Annotated in this window: 18 protein-coding genes; 15 read left to right on the top strand and 3 right to left on the bottom strand. The window is 69.4% G+C overall.

The genetic code is table 11. From position 1 onward, the window contains the following. Nucleotides 1-33: 33 nt before the first annotated feature. Nucleotides 34-864 carry a mycofactocin oligosaccharide methyltransferase MftM gene (mftM, locus tag ACY466_RS17265; protein WP_463246922.1) on the bottom strand — a complete coding sequence of 277 codons (831 nt, stop codon included), beginning with the start codon at nt 862-864 and terminating at the stop codon, nt 34-36. 25 nt (nt 865-889) lie between these two features. Then, entirely contained in the window at nt 890-1486 is a 597-nt protein-coding gene (gene mftR / locus ACY466_RS17260; protein WP_463246918.1) for a mycofactocin system transcriptional regulator, read from the bottom strand. A gap of 109 nt (nt 1487-1595) precedes the next feature. Here mftR and mftA point away from each other — a divergent pair, with 109 nt between their 5' ends. The 11 genes from mftA to ACY466_RS17205 all read left to right on the top strand — a co-directional run bounded on the left by mftA (nt 1596) and on the right by ACY466_RS17205 (nt 12205). Then, complete coding sequence (gene mftA, locus ACY466_RS17255) at nt 1596-1700, top strand: mycofactocin precursor MftA (RefSeq protein WP_463246915.1); 105 nt, start codon at nt 1596-1598, stop codon at nt 1698-1700. Between the two features lie 8 nt (nt 1701-1708). Continuing rightward, entirely contained in the window at nt 1709-2011 is a 303-nt protein-coding gene (gene mftB, locus ACY466_RS17250; protein ID WP_463246912.1) for a mycofactocin biosynthesis chaperone MftB, read from the top strand. Continuing rightward, entirely contained in the window at nt 2008-3264 is a 1257-nt protein-coding gene (gene mftC / locus ACY466_RS17245) for a mycofactocin radical SAM maturase (RefSeq protein WP_463246909.1), read from the top strand. Before mftB ends, mftC begins: the two co-directional genes overlap by 4 nt. Beyond that, nucleotides 3261-4460: a pre-mycofactocin synthase MftD gene (gene mftD / locus ACY466_RS17240; protein ID WP_463246906.1), complete on the top strand. Its 1200-nt coding sequence runs from the start codon at nt 3261-3263 to the stop codon at nt 4458-4460. Before mftC ends, mftD begins: the two co-directional genes overlap by 4 nt. Nucleotides 4461-4489: 29 nt before the next feature. Beyond that, the gene (locus ACY466_RS17235; RefSeq protein WP_463246904.1) at nt 4490-5005 is read left to right on the top strand and encodes a GNAT family N-acetyltransferase; all 516 of its coding nucleotides are present in this window, start codon (nt 4490-4492) and stop codon (nt 5003-5005) included. Beyond that, the gene (gene mftE, locus ACY466_RS17230; RefSeq protein WP_463246902.1) at nt 5002-5697 is read left to right on the top strand and encodes a mycofactocin biosynthesis peptidyl-dipeptidase MftE; all 696 of its coding nucleotides are present in this window, start codon (nt 5002-5004) and stop codon (nt 5695-5697) included. Before ACY466_RS17235 ends, mftE begins: the two co-directional genes overlap by 4 nt. A gap of 67 nt (nt 5698-5764) precedes the next feature. Continuing rightward, a complete protein-coding gene (mftF, locus tag ACY466_RS17225; RefSeq protein WP_463246900.1) occupies nt 5765-7174 on the top strand; it encodes a mycofactocin biosynthesis glycosyltransferase MftF in 1410 nt (469 codons plus the stop codon). 6 nt (nt 7175-7180) lie between these two features. Beyond that, on the top strand, nt 7181-8620 hold the full coding sequence (gene mftG / locus ACY466_RS17220; protein ID WP_463246897.1) for a mycofactocin dehydrogenase MftG: 1440 nt from the start codon (nt 7181-7183) through the stop codon (nt 8618-8620). Nucleotides 8621-8720: 100 nt separating this feature from the next. Continuing rightward, nucleotides 8721-10001 (top strand): sigma-54-dependent transcriptional regulator family protein, encoded by a 1281-nt coding sequence (locus ACY466_RS17215; protein ID WP_463246893.1) that lies wholly within the window; start codon nt 8721-8723, stop codon nt 9999-10001. Between the two features lie 135 nt (nt 10002-10136). Continuing rightward, a complete protein-coding gene (gene adh, locus ACY466_RS17210; RefSeq protein WP_463246891.1) occupies nt 10137-11660 on the top strand; it encodes an aldehyde dehydrogenase in 1524 nt (507 codons plus the stop codon). Beyond that, nucleotides 11660-12205, top strand: a complete 546-nt coding sequence (locus ACY466_RS17205) for a DUF779 domain-containing protein (protein ID WP_463246888.1) — start codon at nt 11660-11662, stop codon at nt 12203-12205. The genes adh and ACY466_RS17205 overlap by 1 nt, the downstream gene beginning before the upstream one ends. A gap of 38 nt (nt 12206-12243) precedes the next feature. On the opposite strand, the gene ACY466_RS17200 is transcribed toward ACY466_RS17205, so the two are convergent. After that, on the bottom strand, nt 12244-13098 hold the full coding sequence (locus ACY466_RS17200) for a type IV toxin-antitoxin system AbiEi family antitoxin domain-containing protein (protein ID WP_463246886.1): 855 nt from the start codon (nt 13096-13098) through the stop codon (nt 12244-12246). A 196-nt stretch (nt 13099-13294) separates the two neighbouring features. On the opposite strand from ACY466_RS17200, the gene eat reads away from it, so the two are divergent. From eat to ACY466_RS17180, 4 genes are read left to right on the top strand one after another with little or no spacing between them, the layout of a single operon-like run. After that, on the top strand, nt 13295-14719 hold the full coding sequence (gene eat, locus ACY466_RS17195) for an ethanolamine permease (RefSeq protein ID WP_463246883.1): 1425 nt from the start codon (nt 13295-13297) through the stop codon (nt 14717-14719). Beyond that, on the top strand, nt 14716-16128 hold the full coding sequence (locus ACY466_RS17190; protein ID WP_463246881.1) for an ethanolamine ammonia-lyase subunit EutB: 1413 nt from the start codon (nt 14716-14718) through the stop codon (nt 16126-16128). Before eat ends, ACY466_RS17190 begins: the two co-directional genes overlap by 4 nt. Beyond that, nucleotides 16125-16850 (top strand): ethanolamine ammonia-lyase subunit EutC, encoded by a 726-nt coding sequence (gene eutC / locus ACY466_RS17185; protein WP_463246879.1) that lies wholly within the window; start codon nt 16125-16127, stop codon nt 16848-16850. The genes ACY466_RS17190 and eutC overlap by 4 nt, the downstream gene beginning before the upstream one ends. A 57-nt stretch (nt 16851-16907) precedes the next feature. Beyond that, nucleotides 16908-18389: an amidohydrolase gene (locus tag ACY466_RS17180; RefSeq protein ID WP_463246877.1), complete on the top strand. Its 1482-nt coding sequence runs from the start codon at nt 16908-16910 to the stop codon at nt 18387-18389. The last annotated feature ends 318 nt before the right edge of the window (nt 18390-18707 follow it).

Below are 18707 nucleotides of genomic sequence, written 5' to 3'. Positions count from 1 at the left end.
CGATCCGAGCCCGGTCGATCGGAGACCCCGGGGTCAGCGCGCGTCCAGCACCGCCCAGCCCCCGTGGTACTCGGACACCTCGAACGCACGCCCGCTGCGCTCCGCCAGGGCGGTGAGCGAGTCCGGGTCGAACGTGCGCACGTGACCGTGGCACGCCTGCGCCTCCTCCTCGAAGGGCACCGCGAGCACCACCCGTGACCTCGCGACCCGCAGGGCCTCCCGGACGATGGTGTCGCCGAGGTCGGTGTCGACGTGCTCGAGCAGGTGCAGCGCGGTGACGGTGTCGGCGTACCCGTCGGGCACGGGGACCGCACCGCCGTCGCACACCAGAGTGTCGAGGTCGATTCCGAGCGGGGCCCGCATCGCATCCAGCAGGCGGACGGTACCGGCGTGGATGTCCGTGGCGGTGACGGCGACACCGCGCGCGGCGAGACGCAGCGGGAAGAAGCCGAAGCACGATCCCAGATCCAGCACGCTCCCGTCGATCAGAGCCTCGGCGCGTTCGTGGATCGGAGCGAAATCCGCTGCGCCGGACATCAGGTCGCGCAGCGAGTTGCGGTAGTAGGTGGCCCAGGCCTCGACGGGGTCGTCAACGGTGGAGCGCACGAGCCCCACCATCACCGCCTCGAAGTCGTCCTGTCCGAAGCCCGACGCGGCGACCCGGCCGGTGACGTCCGCGACCAACGCCTCGCTCAGTCGGTCCGGGGTGAGCGTGTGCGTGACCTCGAGCGAGTCGCCGCGGCGGTCGACCCGCAGATCGTCGGAGGACAGCGTCGAGACCCGCCGGACCGTCACGTCGCCGTGCGACCAGAGGCCGGGAGCGCACGGGGCGAGCGAATCGAACGGGGCGAGAGGTGCTGTCATGGTGGACTTTCCGTCGCTGTGCGGATCACGCCAGTCCACTGTAGAGCGGCGCGGATCCGGCCACCAGCAGTTCGGCGAGATCGAGACCGTCGTCGGTGAGCCACTGTTCGTACGCGGCGATGGCCACCCCGAGTGCGAGCCAGCCGGCGGTCCGCGGCGCCAGGTCCTCGGGCTGCAGTCCCGAGCGGCGCGCGACGAACTCGGCGATCACCCGACGCCACCCCTGGTACATGACCATCGAATACGACTGCAGGGCGGGCACTTCGAGGATGAGCTGCATCCGCTGCCGGTGGACGGGTCGTTCCTCGTCGGGAAAGGAGTTGAACTGCAGCAGCGCGGACATGATCCCGTCGGCCACGCCGGTCTCCGGCGGAAGGTCGGCCAGCAGGGCCCGGAGCACGGCCAGTCCGGCGTCGAAGTCGCCCCACGGAACGGCGTTCTTGGAGGGGAAGTAGCGGAAGAACGTGCGCCGGGCGATACCGGCGGCCTCCGCGATGTCGTCCACGCTGGTCTCGTCGAATCCGTGCGCGGTGAACAGCTCGATCCCGACGTCGCTGATCTGCCCCCGCGTGGTGGAGGGGCGCCGACCTACCCGAGTGGACGGTTTCCGCTCACGGTTCACGTCTTTGTGCCTCCATCACTGCCATTGTGCACTCGATGCCATTACCGTGTGTGACGTAGAGCACTCGCTCTGCGAGCACGGATCATCACCACACTTCATGGAGGTAATCATGGCCGACAAGACGAACGCGGACACCGCAGTCGAGCAAGAGCCGTTGGTGCAGGAGTCGCTGGTGGAGGAAGTCTCCATCGACGGCATGTGCGGCGTGTACTGAGCCGTTCGATGACCACCGTCCTTCCCCCACGCGCTCTGGACGTGGACCGAGGATGGCAGCTGAACCCGCAGGTGGCGCTTCGCCCCGAACCTTTCGGGGCGTTGCTCTACCACTTCGGAACTCGCAAGCTGTCGTTCTTGAAGAACACCACGATCGTGCAGATCGTGCAGTCCCTGCCCCATCACCCCGACGCCCGGTCGGCCATTCTCGCCGCCGGCATCGCCGAGGACGCGATGGACCGCTACGCCGATGCGCTCGGCGTTCTGGCCGACTCCACCATGATCGTTCCCGCGAAGGAAGACGCCTCATGACGTCCACACTTGCCCGACCCGAGCAGCCGGTGGGCCGCTTGGTCGACCAGTTCGAACTCGGACTCGACGCTCCCATCTGCCTCACCTGGGAGCTCACGTACGCGTGCAACCTCTCGTGCGTGCACTGCCTGTCGTCCTCCGGCCGCCGCGATCCGCGCGAACTGTCCACGGAGCAGTGCAAATCCATCATCGACGAGCTGCAGAAGATGCAGGTGTTCTACGTCAACATCGGCGGTGGTGAACCCACGGTGCGCAGCGACTTCTGGGAGCTGGTGGACTACGCCACCGATCACCAGGTGGGCGTGAAGTTCTCCACCAACGGCGTCAAGATCGACGAGAAGGTCGCCGCGAGGCTGGCTGCATCCGATTACGTCGACGTGCAGATCTCCATCGACGGCGCCACCGCGGAGGTCAACGATGCGGTCCGTGGTCCCGGCTCGTTCGACATGGCCGTCCGCGCTCTGAAGAACCTGCGCGACGCCGGATTCCGAGACGCGAAGATCTCCGTCGTCGTCACCCGGCACAACGTGAGCCAGCTCGACGACTTCAAGGCGCTCGCCGACGAATACGGTGCGACACTGCGCATCACGCGGCTGCGGCCGTCGGGCCGCGGCGCGGACGTCTGGGACGATCTGCACCCCACCGCCGGACAGCAGCGCGAGCTCTACGACTGGCTGGTGGCGAACGGCGACGGGGTGCTCACCGGTGACTCGTTCTTCCACCTCTCCGCCTACGGCGACGCGCTGCCGGGTCTCAACCTGTGCGGCGCGGGACGAGTGGTGTGCCTGATCGACCCGATCGGCGACGTGTACGCGTGCCCGTTCGCGATCCACGAGCAGTTCCTCGCAGGCAACATCGTGCGCGACGCCACCGAGACCATGGGCGGCTTCCAGGCCGTCTGGCAGACCTCGGAGCTGTTCCAGGAGCTGCGCTCTCCGCAGACCTCGGGCGCCTGCACCAAGTGTCAGCACTTCGACGCGTGCCGCGGCGGATGCATGGCCGCGAAGTTCTTCACCGGGCTGCCCATGGACGGACCCGATCCGGAATGCGTTCAGGGCTACGGAGAATCGGCCCTGGCCGGCACCCGCGGCGACGTTCCGAAGTCCAGTGCCGATCACTCCCGTTCCGGGAAGCGCGCGACGCCGCGCGCTTCGGTTCCCCTCACTCTCCTCACTCGGCGCGAGGGCGCGCCGGCCAAGATCTGCGACGAGAACCCGCTCGCGGGCATGTCGCGCGAGAAGGACACTCCATGAGAACTCTGTGGTCGAAGGCGCCCTGGATGGAGACGGTCGCCGAGGCGCAGCGCCGCGCGCAGAAGCGATTGCCGAAGTCGGTGTACTCCGCGCTCATCGCCGGTTCCGAGCGGGGGAGCACGTACGACGACAACCTGACCGCGTTCGGCGAGCTCGGCTTCGCCCCGCGCGTGGCCGGGCACGCGCACGAGCGCGACATGTCGACCTCGGTCATGGGACAGCACATCTCGATGCCGGTGATCATGTCACCGACCGGAGTGCAGGCCGTCGATCCCGACGGGGAACTCGCGGTCGCCCGCGCCGCCGCCGCGCGCGGCACCGCCATCGGGTTGAGTTCCTTCGCCTCCAAGTCGGTCGAGGACGTCGCGTCGGTCAACTCGCAGACCTTCTTCCAGATCTACTGGCTCGGAACCAAGGACGAGATGGTGGCCCGGATGGACCGGGCGAAGGCGGCCGGCGCGGTCGGCATCATCCTCACGCTCGACTGGTCGTTCTCCTACGGCCGCGACTGGGGCAGCCCGGCCATCCCGGAGAAGATGGACTTCAAGGCCATGATGACGTTCGCACCGGAGGGCATCATGCGTCCGGCGTGGCTGCTCAAGTTCGCGAAGACCGGCAAGGTGCCGGACCTGACCACGCCCAACATCCTCCCGCCCGGTGCCCCGCAGATGCCGACGTTCTTCGGCGCCTACGGGATGTGGCAGCAGACCCCGCCGCCCACCTGGGACGACATCGCGTGGCTGCGCGCCCAGTGGGACGGCCCCCTCATGCTCAAGGGCATCTCGCGGGTCGACGACGCCAAACGCGCTGTGGACGCCGGGTTCTCGGCCATCTCCGTGTCGAACCACGGCGGCAACAACCTCGACGGCACCCCGGCGACCATCCGCATGCTGCCCGCCGTCGCGGAGGCCGTCGGCGACGAGATCGAGGTGTTGCTCGACGGTGGCATCCGGCGCGGCAGCGACGTCGTCAAGGCCGTCGCGCTCGGCGCGCGCGCCGTCATGATCGGACGTGCCTATCTCTGGGGCCTCGCGGCCGGCGGACAGGCCGGAGTGGAGAACGTGCTCGACGTGCTGCGCATGGGTATCGACAGCGCGCTCCTCGGCATGGGGCACAGTTCGGTGCACGACCTCTCGCCGGAGGACATCGTGATTCCCGACGGTTTCCTGCGTCCCCTGGGCGTGCCCGCGACCTGACGGTGGCGGCATGCGAGACCATGGTGGGCATGACCCGCCAGGACTCGCCCACCGTCCGGCTCGTCCCCATGGATCCGGCTCGCCTGCCCGCATGGATCGAGGTGAGCAAGAGCGATTACCGCGCCGACCGGATGCGGATCGGCGACTCGCTCGAACGTGCGACGGACGAGGCGGAGCGGATCTTCTCCGCCTGGTTCCCGCACGGCGAGCCGGCCCCGCATCATTCGGTCCACGACGTCGTGCACGGTGAGGACATCGTCGGCTCGGTCTGGGTGGGGCCCCGCGGAATCGGGCGGACGGACCACTGGTGGGTGTGGAACATCGAGATCGCCGAGAAGTTCCGCGGCCGCGGGCTGGGCCGGGCCGGCATGGTGCTCGCCGAGGACCTGGTCCGCGGATTCGGCGGACTGACTCTGGGGCTCAACGTGTTCGGGTTCAACACGGCGGCGCGAGGCCTGTACGAATCACTCGGTTATTCGGAGGAGGCCGTCCGGATGTCGAAAACGCTCGAATCACCGCGGGGTCGCCGCGACGGACCCGGATGAGCCGCACCGACCCGAGCCGCCTGGCGCACGCCCGGTGGCCGGACGTGCCCGGCGGCGGCCTCGTCGCGGTCCCGGTGGGGGCCCTCGAGCAACACGGACCGCATCTTCCGCTGGACACCGACACCCGGATCGCCGTCGCGGTGGCCGACGCCGTCCCGAGTGGAGTCGTGGCTCCGGCGATCTCGTACGGCGCGAGCGGCGAACACGAAGGGTTTCCGGGCACCGTCTCGATCGGCCGGGAGGCGTTGACGACGGTGCTCGTGGAGTACGGGCGGTCCGTGTGCCGCTGGGCGGGTCGCGTCGTGTTCGTGAACGGTCACGGTGGGAACGCTCTGGCCCTCGTCGACGCCGCGACCCTGCTGCGATACGAGGGGCGGGACGTCGCCTGGTTTCCGTGCGCGGTTTCGGGCGCCGACGCCCATGCCGGTCGGGCAGAGACGTCGATGCTGCTCGCGCTCGATCCGACCGTCGTCGATCTCGGCAGGGCGGTGGCCGGAAATACCGAACCCGTCGCGAACCTCATGTCTCGCTTGAGAGTCGAGGGAGTGGCGGGCGTCTCACCGACCGGTGTTCTGGGTGATCCGAGCGGGGCCGACGCCGCCGAGGGGACCCGAATGCTCGACGACCTGCGGGCGAGATTCGCGGCGTCGGTCGATCGATGGACGCCGGATTCACGGGCACTGCTGCAATGACGTGCGCGGTCGGACGAAAACGGACCGACCTATGACAAATCTCGATCGGGTTGCCTACGATGGCCCGATGCACGATGGTCGGTTACCCGATGGCTTCGGGGTACGCATCGACCCTCGCGTCAAGTATCTGTCCGGTGGTCGCGTGCTCATCGGTGGGTCCCCGACCCGGATGGTGACGCTGGCTCCTCAGGCGGCGGCCATGATCGGGGACGGCTTTCTCCGGGTGTGCGACCCGGACAGCGCGGTCGTCGCCCGCCGCCTTCTCGATTCCGGCATCGCCAACCCTCGGCCCATGTCGACTCCGTCCGCGGCCGACGTCACGGTCGTCGTTCCGGTCCGCGACAACCCCGACGGATTGCTGCGCCTGCTGCGCGCTCTCCGGGGGCTGCGTGTGGTGATCGTCGACGACGGTTCCGCCGTTCCGGTCGCGCCACCCACCGACTTCCAGCTCGACGGTTGCGCGGCCCCCACGGTCACCCTCGTGCGGCACGAGAGCTCCCGCGGCCCGGCGGCCGCGCGCAACACCGGTCTGGCCGCCGCGACCACCGACTTCGTCGCGTTCCTCGATTCCGACGTCGTGCCTCGCAAGGGGTGGCTCGAGGTGGTCCTGAGCCACTTCGCCGATCCGTCGGTGGGCCTCGTCGCCCCGCGCATCGTCGCACTCGAGCCGGAGGGCAGCGCGCTCGCCCGCTACGAGAACGCTCGCTCGTCCCTCGACCTCGGTCGGCGCGAAGGCCCGGTGACCGCGGGCGGACCGGTCTCCTACGTCCCCAGTGCGGCACTGGTCGCCCGTCGCCGGGCGTTGACGGAATGTCGCGGGTTCGACGAGTCCATGCACGTCGCCGAGGACGTCGACCTGTGTTGGCGACTCCAGGACGCCGGCTGGCGGCTGCGGTACGAGCCGGTGGCGCACGTCGCCCACGATCACCGCGTAGACATCCGGAAGTGGTTCGCGCGCAAGCTGTTCTACGGAACCGGGGCGACCGCGCTCGCCGCCCGTCACCAGGGCAAGGTGCCGCCGGTGTCCATGTCGAAGTCGACGCTCGTCGCCCTCCTCCTCGCCGCGTCGGGAACGCGCGTCGGACTGCTCGGCGCTCTCATCACGCTCGGGGTGACCGTGGCGCGGCTACGCAGGCTCTTCACCGATCTGGACCACCCGACGCGTCTGGCCGCGGTGCTCGCGGCCCGCGGATTCGTCGGTGGCGGTTGGCAGTTGGCGTCGGCCGCGGTCCGGCACTACTGGCCGGTGACGGTGGCCGCGGTGATCCTCTCCCGCCGCATCCGGCGGCTGGCGGTCGCTATGGCGGTCGCCGAGGGAGTCCGGGACTGGTACGAGCACCGCGAACCCGGTGGTCTCGGCCCGGTGCGGTACGCGGCCTACAAGCGGATGGACGATCTGGCGTACGGCACCGGATTGTGGGTGGGCGCCGTCGGAGGCCGAGACCACCGGGCGCTCCTTCCCCGGATCGGCGCCTGACCCGAGGTGCGAGACGCGTCGGCGGATGTGGTGATCGTCGGCGCGGGCAGCGCCGGGTGCGTCGCCGCGGCCACGTTCGCCGCCGCGGGAGCGAGCGTGATCCTGCTCGAGGCCGGCCCGATCTTCGGCGCGGGCGCCTCCTGGCCCGACGCTCTCCTCGATCCCACCACGCTGCCCGTCGGCCCCGGATCCGAGTACGTCGACGCGCTGGCGGTGCACCTCGCCCCCGGTGTCGACGCGTGGGTCGGCCGCGGCCGCGTTCTCGGCGGATCCGGATCGGTCAACGGGGCGTACTTCGTTCGTTCCCCGCCCGCCGATTTCGACGCCTGGCCGCAGGACCACTGGTCGTGGCCCACCGTGCGGGAGTTCTTCCGTCGCAGCGAAACGGACCTGGACTTCGGCGCGACCGCCGACCACGGGGGCTCCGGCCCGATGCCGGTCTCCCGCGCCGCCGCCTCGCCCCTCGCGCGTGCCTTCGAGGCCGCGTGCTCCGACGCCGGGTACCGCCGTGTCCCGGACCTGAACGCGGCCGACGCGGGGACCGGGTTCGGCGCCGTTCCGACCAACATCCGCGGCGGCATTCGGGTGGGTACCGCGGCGGCGTTCCTCGAACCGGTTCGTTCCGCGGTGACCGTGTGCGGGGGCGCGTCGGTGGCGCGGGTGCTCTTCGCAAGAGAACGGGCGGTGGGGGTGGCCGGACGCGGCGCCGACGGTGATTTCGAGGTGCACGCGGACCGGGTGGTGCTCGCGGCCGGCGCCGTTCGAACGGCGACCGTCCTTCTGCATTCCGGGGTGGGCGATCCGGAGATGCTGCGCGCCAACGGAATCGAGGTCCGGACCTGCGCCCCGGGCGTGGGCCGCGGGTTCGCCGACCACCCGGAGGTGGCGGTGCCCTACCGGCGTCGTGGGTCGGCGGAGCCCGGGCCGGTCCTGCAGTCGGTCCTGCACACCGATTCCGTCGAATTACGCCCCTACGCAACATCGTTCGATCGAGTGATCGCCGGCCTGAGCCCCGTCGATCCCGTCGTGGGCGTCGCGCACCTGACTCCCGAGGCGCGCGGTCGCCTCTCGCTCGTGTCCGCGGATCCGTTCGCGGCGCCACGATTGGAGTACGGCTATCTGCGGACGGCCGCCGATCGCCGCGCCCTCGAGGACGGCGTCGAGATCGCCCGCAGTCTGCTCGCGTCGTCGGCCATGGCGGACGTGGTGCGCGACGTCGGTGCGCCCGCACCCCTGGCGGACCGACTCGGTACGTCGGTGCACCTGACCGGCACGGCCCGGATGGGGGAGGACGACGGCGCGGTGGTCGATTCCCGATGCGAGGTCCGCGGAACGACGGCCCTCACGGTGATCGACTCCTCGATGTTTCCGGCGCCGCCCACCCGTGGCCCGCACGCGACCGTGGTGATGGCGGCGCTGCGCGCGTCGACCCTGCTCGTGCCGTGACGGTCGTGGCCGGGTGGTTGTGACCTGAGTTACAGTGGACGCAACGCCCCCTGTGCAGAAAGTCGCTGGTGAGCCAAGTGCAACTACGTCGGTGTCGGACGTGACGGTCAACCCCTGGGTCGCGGTGCGCCACGGGGACGACGTCGACACGCTCGCCCGGAGTGTGTCGCGCGCCCACCAGACCTTCCTCGACCACACCCGCACGCTGCGTCGCCCGGACGACGTGGACACCCCGGTGCGCTCCGTCGTCCTCGACTCCTGGTTGCGCAGCCGTGAGAACGGGGTGGATCCCGACCGTTCTGCGGACAGTTCGCTCACCGACGACGACCTCGCCCGCCACCGCGCCGATCACCCGATGTCCATCATCCGCCCGGTGGTGCGCAAGCTGCTGGTCGAGGACGCCGCGGAGACCGGTCTGCTCGTCGCTATCACCGATGCGTCGGGCCGGCTGCTGTGGGTCGAGGGCGACTCCGCCGCGAAGGATCGCGCGCGCACCATGAACTTCGCCGAGGGCGCCGATTGGAGCGAGGAGCGCATGGGAACCAATGCGCCCGGCACCGCGCTCGCCCTCGATCACTGCGTCCAGATCTTCGCGGCGGAGCACTTCTCGCGGCCCGTGCAGGAGTGGAGTTGCTCCGCCGCGCCGGTGCACCACCCGATCACCGGCCGCATCCTCGGCGCCATCGACATCACGGGCGGACCGCGCGTCGCGGTGCCGGAGGTGCTCTCGTTGGTGCGCGCCACCGTCGCCGCGGCGGAATCCGAACTGCGACTGCATCTTCTGCAGTCTCCGAACGCGGGTATCGACGCCGCACCGCGGCTCGAGGTCCTGGGATCCGGTCGGCCGGCGTTGGTGCGTGGTCCCGAGCGCATTGCGCTGTCGGGCCGGCACGCCGAGATCCTGCTCCTCCTCGGGGCCCACCCGGAAGGGCTGAGCTCCGACCGGCTCGCCGTACTCCTCGACGAGAACGAGCTCGATTCGGTCACCGTCCGTGCCGAGATGTCGCGGCTGCGGAAGGTCTTCGGTGCGGACGGGCTCGCCTCGCGTCCGTACCGGCTGCTCGCTCGCCTGGGCTCCGATGTCGACGACGTGCGCGGCGCCCTCGACCGCGGCGACGCCCCGGCCGCCCTGCGGCTGTACTCGGGAACGGTGTTGCCGGCGTCGTTCGCACCGGGCATCGAGGCGATTCGCGAGGAGTTGAGGGTGCGGGTCCAGGCCGCGCTGCTTCGTGCCGGCGACCCCGTGCTGCTGGCCCGTTGGACCGCGTCCGTGCACGGACGCGAGGACGCGGCGGCATGGACCGCCTACCTCTCATCGCTGGACCCGGATTCACCGCTGTATTCCCAGGTCGAAGCCCGCTTGCAGCTGCTCGGTCGGTAGGTCTCCTCGCGCGCAACCCTGTTGCAACCGTCGTCGAACTAGTGTCCTGAATCACAGCCCCCGCGACAGCGAGGGCTATGCCACGAACCCCGCGCACGCGGGGTGTGCACGCACCGTTCGAAGGAGCACACAGCCATGACCGTCTTCACTCGCCCGGGAACCGCCGACGCCGCCATGTCGTTCGAGTCTCGCTACGACAACTGGATCGGCAACGAGTGGGTCGCCCCCGTCAAGGGCCAGTACTTCGAGAATCCCACCCCCGTCACCGGCCAGAACTTCTGCGAGATCGCCCGCTCCACGTCCGAGGACATCGAGCTCGCCCTCGACGCCGCGCACAAGGCCGCCCCCGCGTGGGGCAAGACCTCCCCGGCCGAGCGCGCCGTGATCCTCAACAAGATCGCCGATCGCATCGCCGAGAACCTCGAAGCCATCGCGCTCGCCGAGTCCTGGGACAACGGCAAGCCGATCCGCGAGACGCTGAACGCGGACATCCCGCTCGCCGTCGACCACTTCCGTTACTTCGCGGGATGCATTCGGGCGCAGGAGGGTTCGCTGTCGGAGATCGACAGCGACACCGTCGCGTACCACTTCCACGAGCCCCTCGGCGTCGTCGGCCAGATCATCCCGTGGAACTTCCCCATTCTCATGGCCGTGTGGAAGCTCGCGCCCGCCCTCGCCGCCGGCAACGCCGTCGTCCTCAAGCCGGCCGAGCAGACGCCCGCGTCGATCATGTTCCTGATCTCGATCATCGGCGACCTGCTGCCTCCCGGCGTGCTGAACATCGTCAACGGGTTCGGCACCGAGGCGGGCAAGCCCCTCGCGTCGAGCCCGCGCATCAAGAAGATCGCGTTCACCGGCGAGACCACCACGGGCCGCCTGATCATGCAGTACGCGTCCCAGAACCTGATTCCGGTGACGCTCGAGCTCGGCGGTAAGAGCCCCAACATCTTCTTCTCCGACGTGCTGAGCCAGAACGACGACTACCAGGACAAGGCCCTCGAGGGCTTCACGATGTTCGCGCTGAACCAGGGCGAGGTCTGCACCTGCCCGTCGCGTTCGCTGATCCAGCAGGACATCTACGACGAGTTCCTCGCGCTCGCGGCCATCCGCACCAAGGCCGTGCGTCAGGGTGATCCGCTGGACACCGAGACGATGATCGGCGCCCAGGCGTCCAACGACCAGCTCGAGAAGATCCTCTCGTACATCGAGATCGGCAAGGGCGAGGGCGCCCAGGTGGTCACCGGTGGTGAGCGCGCCGAGCTCGGTGGCGACCTCAACGGTGGCTACTACGTCCAGCCGACCATCTTCACCGGCAAGAACAACATGCGCATCTTCCAGGAGGAGATCTTCGGACCGGTCGTCTCGGTCACGTCGTTCACCGACTACGCCAATGCCATCGAGATCGCCAACGACACGCTGTACGGCCTCGGCGCCGGCGTCTGGTCGCGGGACGGTGGCGTGGCCTACCGCGCGGGCCGCGACATCCAGGCCGGACGCGTGTGGACCAACACGTACCACCAGTACCCGGCGCACGCGGCGTTCGGCGGCTACAAGCAGTCGGGCATCGGCCGGGAGAACCACAAGATGATGCTCGATCACTACCAGCAGACCAAGAACCTGCTCGTCAGCTACGCCTCGAAGGCGCAGGGCTTCTTCTGATGGTGTCCGCTCGGGCGGCGACGCCCCCGCGCCTCAAAGCCACCGCCGGGGCGATGGAGCTCCTCCGTCGCCTCGGTGGTCTCCACGGGGCGCTGATGATGCATCAGTCCGGCGGGTGTTGCGACGGCTCCTCCCCGATGTGTTACCCCGCAGGCGAATTCATCGTCGGCGACCGGGACGTGTTGCTCGGGGTCCTCGATCTGCGGGTCGGGGTCGACGAGGTGCCGGCGGATCCCCCCGAGGGTGCCGATTCGGTGTGCGTCTGGATCTCCGGCTCGCAGTTCCAGGCATGGAAGCACACGCAGATGGTCCTCGACGTTGTCCCCGGCCGGGGCAGCGGTTTCTCCCTCGAGACGCCGGAGGGGCTGCGGTTCCTCAGCCGCGGTCGCGCGTTCACCGAGGAGGAGAACGCGCAGCTCGAGGCCGATCCGCCGCTGACCGGTGCCCAGTGGGAGGCGGGGGAGCGACCGAAGGTGCCGACCGAGGCTCTCGTGGTCGCGGAAGCGGTGGACGCCTGTCCGGTGCCGTCGATGCTGCGGGGCTGAGCGCCCCACGAACCGAAATCCGGTGCAGATTCATTCGCTCAGCGAGCGATTCTGCACCGGATTTCTTCGATCACCCACTGTGGGCGCTCGACGAGATCGGCCCACGTGTACCGCAGAACGGTCCAGTCCCTGCTCAGGTCGTTCTGTCGATGCCGGTCACGCTGAAAGGCGGTGACATCGGAGTGGAACGCCCAACCGTCGATCTCCACCGCCAGCCGCGCCGCCGGGAACGCGAAATCGATGACGTATCGGCCGTGGCGAAAATTCGCGATCCATCCGGTGATGCCGGCTGCTTCGAGCAGCCGCACGAACAATCGCTCGGCCTCGGATCGCGCCCCACCTTCCGCCGCGCGCAGCATGCGCTCCGCCACCGCGGCACCGCGTCGACCGGTGTTGCGGGCGTGCGCAGCGCGCAGCGCGCCGATACTCGTGTGACGAGCGAGAGCTCGATCCATGATGCGGGCGCCACCGGCGGAGTCGGCCGCGGCTTCCAGAACGGTGAGCGGTACCGCCGTGACGCGCACACCCTCCCGCACGATGACGTCGGAGAACGCGAGATCCCGGCGGCGCAACCGGGTGCCGCTCAGTGCGTGCGAGCGTCCGGTCCGCGGGGTGGTGACGTCGAGGATCTCCGGCAGATCCGGTTCGATCCCCAGCCAGAACGCCGCGGTAAGACCGGCGGCCGCCGCGCCCGTACCCGAACCCCACACCGCACAGCGCACCCGGGCGCGATCGGTGAACTCGCGGTCGGCGACGAAGTAGACGTTCGGGGCCCGGCGCTCCCACGCGCCCGAGCGGACCCGGCGGTCGAGGGTCTGGCGCGACAGACCGCACGCAGCCGCCTGCGCGCCCGTGATCACACCGTCCTGCGTCGAGAGAACATCGCCGATCATGCGTCGAAGGACGCCGAAGAGCCGAGGACGGTTCCCCGCGCCGAAATCCGGTGCGAAAAACGTCGCTGAGCGAACAAATCCTCACCGGATTTCGCGAGACACACGGAAGCAACACCCGAGCAACACACGAGTCCTACCGTCTCCTCACCGATGCACCACCCGTGCACCGCCGCACCTGCCCACGAGAGGCTCACCCATGGCCGTGAAAGAACCCCGAGATACCGGCGCCCGCACCGAGGGCTCCGACTACCTGGCCAAACGCACTCTGAAGACCGGAACGGCCGGGTGGGTGCTGCTCGCCGGACTCGGCGTCAGCTACGTCATCTCGGGTGACTACTCGGGGTGGAACTTCGGCCTCGAACAGGGCGGTTTCGGCGGGCTGCTGATCGCGGCCATTGTCATCGCGGGCATGTACCTGGCGATGGTGCTGGGCATGGCGGAGATGTCGTCGGCCCTGCCCGCCGCGGGCGGCGGCTACACCTTCGCGCGCCGGGCAATGGGCCCGTGGGGCGGATTCGCCACCGGGACGGCCATTCTCATCGAGTACGCCATCGCCCCCGCCGCGATCGCCACCTTCATCGGCGCGTACGTCGAATCGCTCGGTCTCTTCGGCATCACCGACGGATGGTGGGTCTACCTCGCCGTCTACGCGATCTTCATCGGCGTGCACCTCGCGGGCGTCGGGGAGGCGCTGAAGGTCATGTTCGTGATCACCGCGGTCGCGCTGGTGGGCCTGGTGATCTTCGCGATCGCCGCCGCATTCCGGTTCGACGCGTCCAACCTCACCGACATCGCCCCCACCGACGCCGCGGGCGCATCGGAGTTCCTGCCGATGGGCTACCTCGGCATCTGGGCGGCCGTGCCGTTCGCCATCTGGTTCTTCCTCGCCATCGAGGGGGTTCCCCTGGCTGCGGAGGAGGCGAAGGATCCGGCGCGCAACGTTCCGCGCGGCATCATCGCCGCGATGGCGATCCTGCTGGTCACCGCGACCGCGATGATCTTCCTGGTGACGGGAGCGGGCGGCGCGCAGGCCATGCAGGACTCCGGCAACCCGCTGGTCGAGGCACTCGGCGACAGCGGTGCGGCGACGGTGGTCAACTACATCGGTCTCGCCGGCCTGATCGCGAGCTTCTTCTCCATCATGTACGCCTACTCGCGGCAGCTGTTCGCGCTGAGCCGCGCCGGTTATCTGCCGAAGTCCATGTCGGTGGTCAACTCCCGCAAGGCGCCGACGTTGGCGCTCGTCGTTCCGGGCGTCATCGGTTTCGCGCTGACGTTCACGGGCCAGGGTTCGATGTTGCTGAACATGGCCGTGTTCGGCGCCGCGCTGAGCTACGTTCTGATGATGGTGAGCCACATCGTGCTCCGCCGGAACGAGCCGGACATGCCGCGGCCGTACCGCACCCCGGGCGGCACGGCCACCACGGGATTCGCGCTGGTCGTCGCGGCCCTCGCCGTCATCGCGACCTTCCTCGTGGACAGCACCGCGGCGCTGTGGTGCCTGGTGGTCTTCGCCCTCTTCATGGCGTACTTCGGCTTCTACAGCCGCCACCGTCTGGTGGCGAATTCGCCCGACGAGGAATTCGCCGCTCTCGCCGCGGCGGAGGACGACGTGCGATGACGACCTACCGTCACACCCTCGGCGGCAGCACCTACACGTTCGACGGGCTGGTCGAGTTGATGGCGAAGGCGACCCCGCCCCGGTCCGGCGATCAGCTGGCCGGGTGCGCGGCGTCGTCGGACGCCGAGCGGGCCGCCGCGGCGTGGGCTCTCGCAGACCTGCCGTTGCAGACGTTCCTCGACGAGCAGGTGGTGCCGTACGAGACCGACGAGGTCACCCGGATCATCCTCGACCGACACGACACGTCGGCCTTCGCCGCCGTGAAGCACCTCACCGTCGGCGGTCTCCGGGACTGGCTGCTCACCACGGCGGCCGAGTCGACCAGCGCCGAGACCCTCCGCGCCGTCGCGCCCGGCCTGACTCCGGAGATGGTCGCCGCGACCAGCAAGATCATGCGCAATCAGGACCTGATCGCGGTGGCCAAGGCGACCACCGTCGTCTCCGCGTTCCGCACCACCATCGGACTGCCCGGAACGATGGCGACGCGCCTGCAGCCCAATCACCCCACGGACGATCCCCACGGCATCGCCGCCGCCACCCTCGACGGGCTGCTGATGGGGTCGGGCGACGCGGTCATCGGGATCAACCCCGCCACCGATTCCCCCTCGGCCACAGCGGATCTGCTGCATCTGCTCGACGAGATCAGGCAACGGTTCGAGATCCCGGTGCAGTCGTGCGTCCTCTCCCACGTCACCACCACGGTGGAACTCATCGAGAAGGGGGTGCCCGTCGATCTGGTCTTCCAGTCCATCGCGGGCACCGAGGGGGCGAACTCGAGTTTCGGCGTGACCGTCCCGATGCTGCTCGAGGCGAACGAGGCGGGAAAGTCGTTGCGGCGCGGCACCGTCGGTGACAACGTGATGTACCTCGAAACGGGGCAGGGCTCGGCCCTGTCGGCCAACTCGCACTTCGGCACCGGTGGCAGACCGGTGGACCAGCAGACGCTCGAGACCCGCGCCTACGGCCTCGCCCGCGCGCTCGATCCGCTGCTGATCAACACCGTGGTGGGTTTCATCGGACCCGAGTACCTGTACGACGGCAAGCAGATCATCCGCGCCGGACTCGAGGACCACTTCTGCGGCAAGCTGCTCGGCCTGCCCATGGGCGTCGACGTCTGCTACACCAATCACGCCGAAGCCGATCAGGACGACATGGACACGCTGCTCACCCTGCTGGGGGCGGCGGGCGCGGCCTTCGTCATCGCGGTGCCGGGTGCGGACGACATCATGCTCGGCTACCAGAGCCTGTCCTTCCACGACGCGCTCTACGTGCGACAGGTGTTGGGGCTCAAGCCCGCTCCCGAGTTCGAGGCCTGGATGCATCGACTCGGCATGACCGACGACGCGGGGCGGGTGCTTCCCGTCGACGCGGCGTCCTCGCCTCTGCGGGCCCTGGCGGCGAGCAGATGACCGCCCCGGATTTCTGGTCCGACCTCCGGCTCACGACCCAGGCCCGCATCGGTCTCGGTCGCGCCGGCGACGCGTTGCCGACGCACCGAGTCCTCGAGTTCCGGGCGGCGCACGCGGCCGCGCGCGACGCGGTCCACACCGCCCTCGACGTCGAGGCGTTCGGCGCGGACATCGCGGCCGTGGGGATCGGTGACCCGATCGTGGTGTCCAGCCGTGCCGAGACTCGCAGCGAGTACCTGCGCCGTCCGGATCTCGGCCGGGAGCCGGCCGACCTGTCCGGCGTCGAGCGGGAGGAGAAGGACATCGGCATCGTGCTGTGCGACGGGTTGTCCCCGCGCGCGCTGATGGATCACGGCGCCGGACTCCTGGCCGCGCTGACGGAATCGCTGTCCACGTTCACGATGGCGCGCCCGGTGATCGCGACCCAGGCGCGGGTGGCCCTCGGTGATCACGTGGGTGCCGCGCAGGGGGTGGGAACGCTGATCGTGATCATCGGCGAACGGCCCGGACTGTCGGTGGCCGACAGCCTCGGCATCTACCTGACGCATCGCCCCGAACCGGGCCGCAACGATTCCGAGCGGAATTGCATCTCCAACATCCACCCGCCCGGTGGAATGGGCTACGAGCACGCGGCGCGGGTGACGACGTCGCTGGTGGCGGGCGCACGACAGCTCGGCCGCTCGGGCGTCGCGCTCAAGGACACCTCGCGCGAACTGACCTGAATCGACCGAACCTACCGGCCCCCGACCTTTACCCGACCGGCCGTTAAGGTCACCTGCGTGCTGGTGCAACGCGTACAGATCGCCCCCGATCGCCCCGAGGTCGACGTCCGTGTCATCGACGGAGTCGTGACCGAGGTGGCCGAGCCGGGTCTGTCCGCGCAGGCGCGGGAGGACGTGATCGACGGGGCCGGCGGATATCTGTTGCCCGGGTTCGTCGACGGTCACGTGCACATGACGCAATGGGCCCTCGCCCGACGCCGCATCGACGTCGGTGCGGCGGCCAGTGCGGCGCAGACGGTGGAGCTCGTGGCTGCGGCCGGGGGAACGGGAGTGGTCCAGGCGCAGGGTTTCCGGGCTGCGCTGTGGCCGGACACCCCGCACAAGGACATGCTCGAACGCGCCCTGCCCGGTGCTGCCGTCGCCATCACCAGCATGGATCTGCACGCGGTGTGGTTGTCCCCGGCGATGATGGCGGCCCTCGGGGTCCAGCACCCCACGGGCGTGTTCCGCGACCACGAGGCCGTCGCGGTGTCCGGTGCCGTGGACGCGTGGGTCAACGGTGACGTGCAGGACGGGTACGTGCTCGAGGGCACCGATCAGCTGGCCGCTCGCGGCGTCACCGAGATCCTCGACTTCGAGTACGACGACAACTGGACCTCGTGGTGTCGACGGTTCGCGACGCGGCGGCCCTCGGTGCGGGTGACCGCCTCGACGTGGGCGCCGTGGCTCGGGGACGCCGTGCTCGCGGGTCGGCGCACCGGTGACGAGGCGCCCGGCACCGACGCGATGCTCCGGATGGGGCCGCTCAAGATCATGGCCGACGGCTCGCTCAACACCCGCACGGCGTGCTGCCACGACGCCTATCCCGACGCCGACGAGGAGTCCCACGGTCTTCTCCTCGTGGACTTCGGCGAGTTGGTCGCGCTGATCTCGCAGGCGGCGTCGGCCGGGGTGTCGTCGGCGGTGCACGCGATCGGTGACCGGGCGAACTCCGTGGTGCTCGATGCGTTCGAACACGTGCGGGGGCTGGCCGCCACCGGTGCGGTACCGGCGGCGGGCGGACGGATCGAACACGCGCAGCAGGTCCGTCCCGAGGATCTGCCCCGCTTCGCCCGGGCCGGTCTGGTGGCGTCGGTGCAGCCCCAGCACGCGATGTCCGACCGCGACGTGGCCGACGTGCTGTGGTCGCGTCGCCGGTCGATCGCCTATCCGTACGGCTCGTTGCTCCGGCACGCGGCGACCCTCCAGTTCGGATCCGACGCCCCCGTCTCGCCGCCGGACCCGCTCGCGTCCGTCGCCGACGCGGTGTGGCGTACGGACGACGATCGGCCGCCGTGGCGAGCGGACGAGTCGATGCCGCTGGGGTCCGCGCTGCGGGCCGCGTCGGGCGGGCGCGGCGAGATCACGGTGGGGTCGGCGGGCGACTTCGTGGTGCTCGCCGAGTCGCCGTACGTGCTGTCGAATGCGGATCTGCGTGCGGTTCCGGTGACCGCGACGGTGTGCGCCGGGCGGGTGACGCACCGCGGCGACGATCGGTGACCGAGACCTCGAACGGTTACTTCGCGGTAACATCTACTCGATGGCGGGGCCGATTCCGGACGATTCGTTGGTGAGGTGTCACACGCGTACTCTGAATCGGTGCTTTTACAACCCGGCCGAGTGGGTACACGGCCTCCGATGATCGGGACTGGAGAGTTACGCCCCATCGGTGCGCCGAGCAGGAACGAATCGACTGCTGGACCTATATTCCTTTGGTCGGAAGAACGCTGTCGAAGGCGGTGATGGGGAGGCCGGAAGCGGTGAGTGCCGATCTTGTTCGGCGGTAACGAACAGGACAGGTTTCACGATGTAATTTTG

The sequence above is a fragment of the Rhodococcus sp. K11/5 genome (genome assembly GCF_055193735.1).
Note: the sequence above shows the minus strand (reverse complement) of the source record. Positions and strands in the feature narration are given on the sequence as shown.

Coding starts and splice junctions, on each gene's coding strand:
- mftC (WP_463246909.1), top strand. CDS start 2,008: ATGACGTCCACACTTGCCCGACCCGAGCAGCCGGTGGGCCGCTTGGTC.
- mftD (WP_463246906.1), top strand. CDS start 3,261: ATGAGAACTCTGTGGTCGAAGGCGCCCTGGATGGAGACGGTCGCCGAG.
- mftE (WP_463246902.1), top strand. CDS start 5,002: ATGAGCCGCACCGACCCGAGCCGCCTGGCGCACGCCCGGTGGCCGGAC.
- eat (WP_463246883.1), top strand. CDS start 13,295: ATGGCCGTGAAAGAACCCCGAGATACCGGCGCCCGCACCGAGGGCTCC.
- adh (WP_463246891.1), top strand. CDS start 10,137: ATGACCGTCTTCACTCGCCCGGGAACCGCCGACGCCGCCATGTCGTTC.
- mftM (WP_463246922.1), bottom strand. CDS start 864: ATGACAGCACCTCTCGCCCCGTTCGATTCGCTCGCCCCGTGCGCTCCC.
- mftF (WP_463246900.1), top strand. CDS start 5,765: ATGCACGATGGTCGGTTACCCGATGGCTTCGGGGTACGCATCGACCCT.
- ACY466_RS17235 (WP_463246904.1), top strand. CDS start 4,490: ATGACCCGCCAGGACTCGCCCACCGTCCGGCTCGTCCCCATGGATCCG.
- ACY466_RS17205 (WP_463246888.1), top strand. CDS start 11,660: ATGGTGTCCGCTCGGGCGGCGACGCCCCCGCGCCTCAAAGCCACCGCC.
- mftA (WP_463246915.1), top strand. CDS start 1,596: ATGGCCGACAAGACGAACGCGGACACCGCAGTCGAGCAAGAGCCGTTG.
- mftB (WP_463246912.1), top strand. CDS start 1,709: ATGACCACCGTCCTTCCCCCACGCGCTCTGGACGTGGACCGAGGATGG.
- ACY466_RS17190 (WP_463246881.1), top strand. CDS start 14,716: ATGACGACCTACCGTCACACCCTCGGCGGCAGCACCTACACGTTCGAC.
- ACY466_RS17200 (WP_463246886.1), bottom strand. CDS start 13,098: ATGATCGGCGATGTTCTCTCGACGCAGGACGGTGTGATCACGGGCGCG.
- eutC (WP_463246879.1), top strand. CDS start 16,125: ATGACCGCCCCGGATTTCTGGTCCGACCTCCGGCTCACGACCCAGGCC.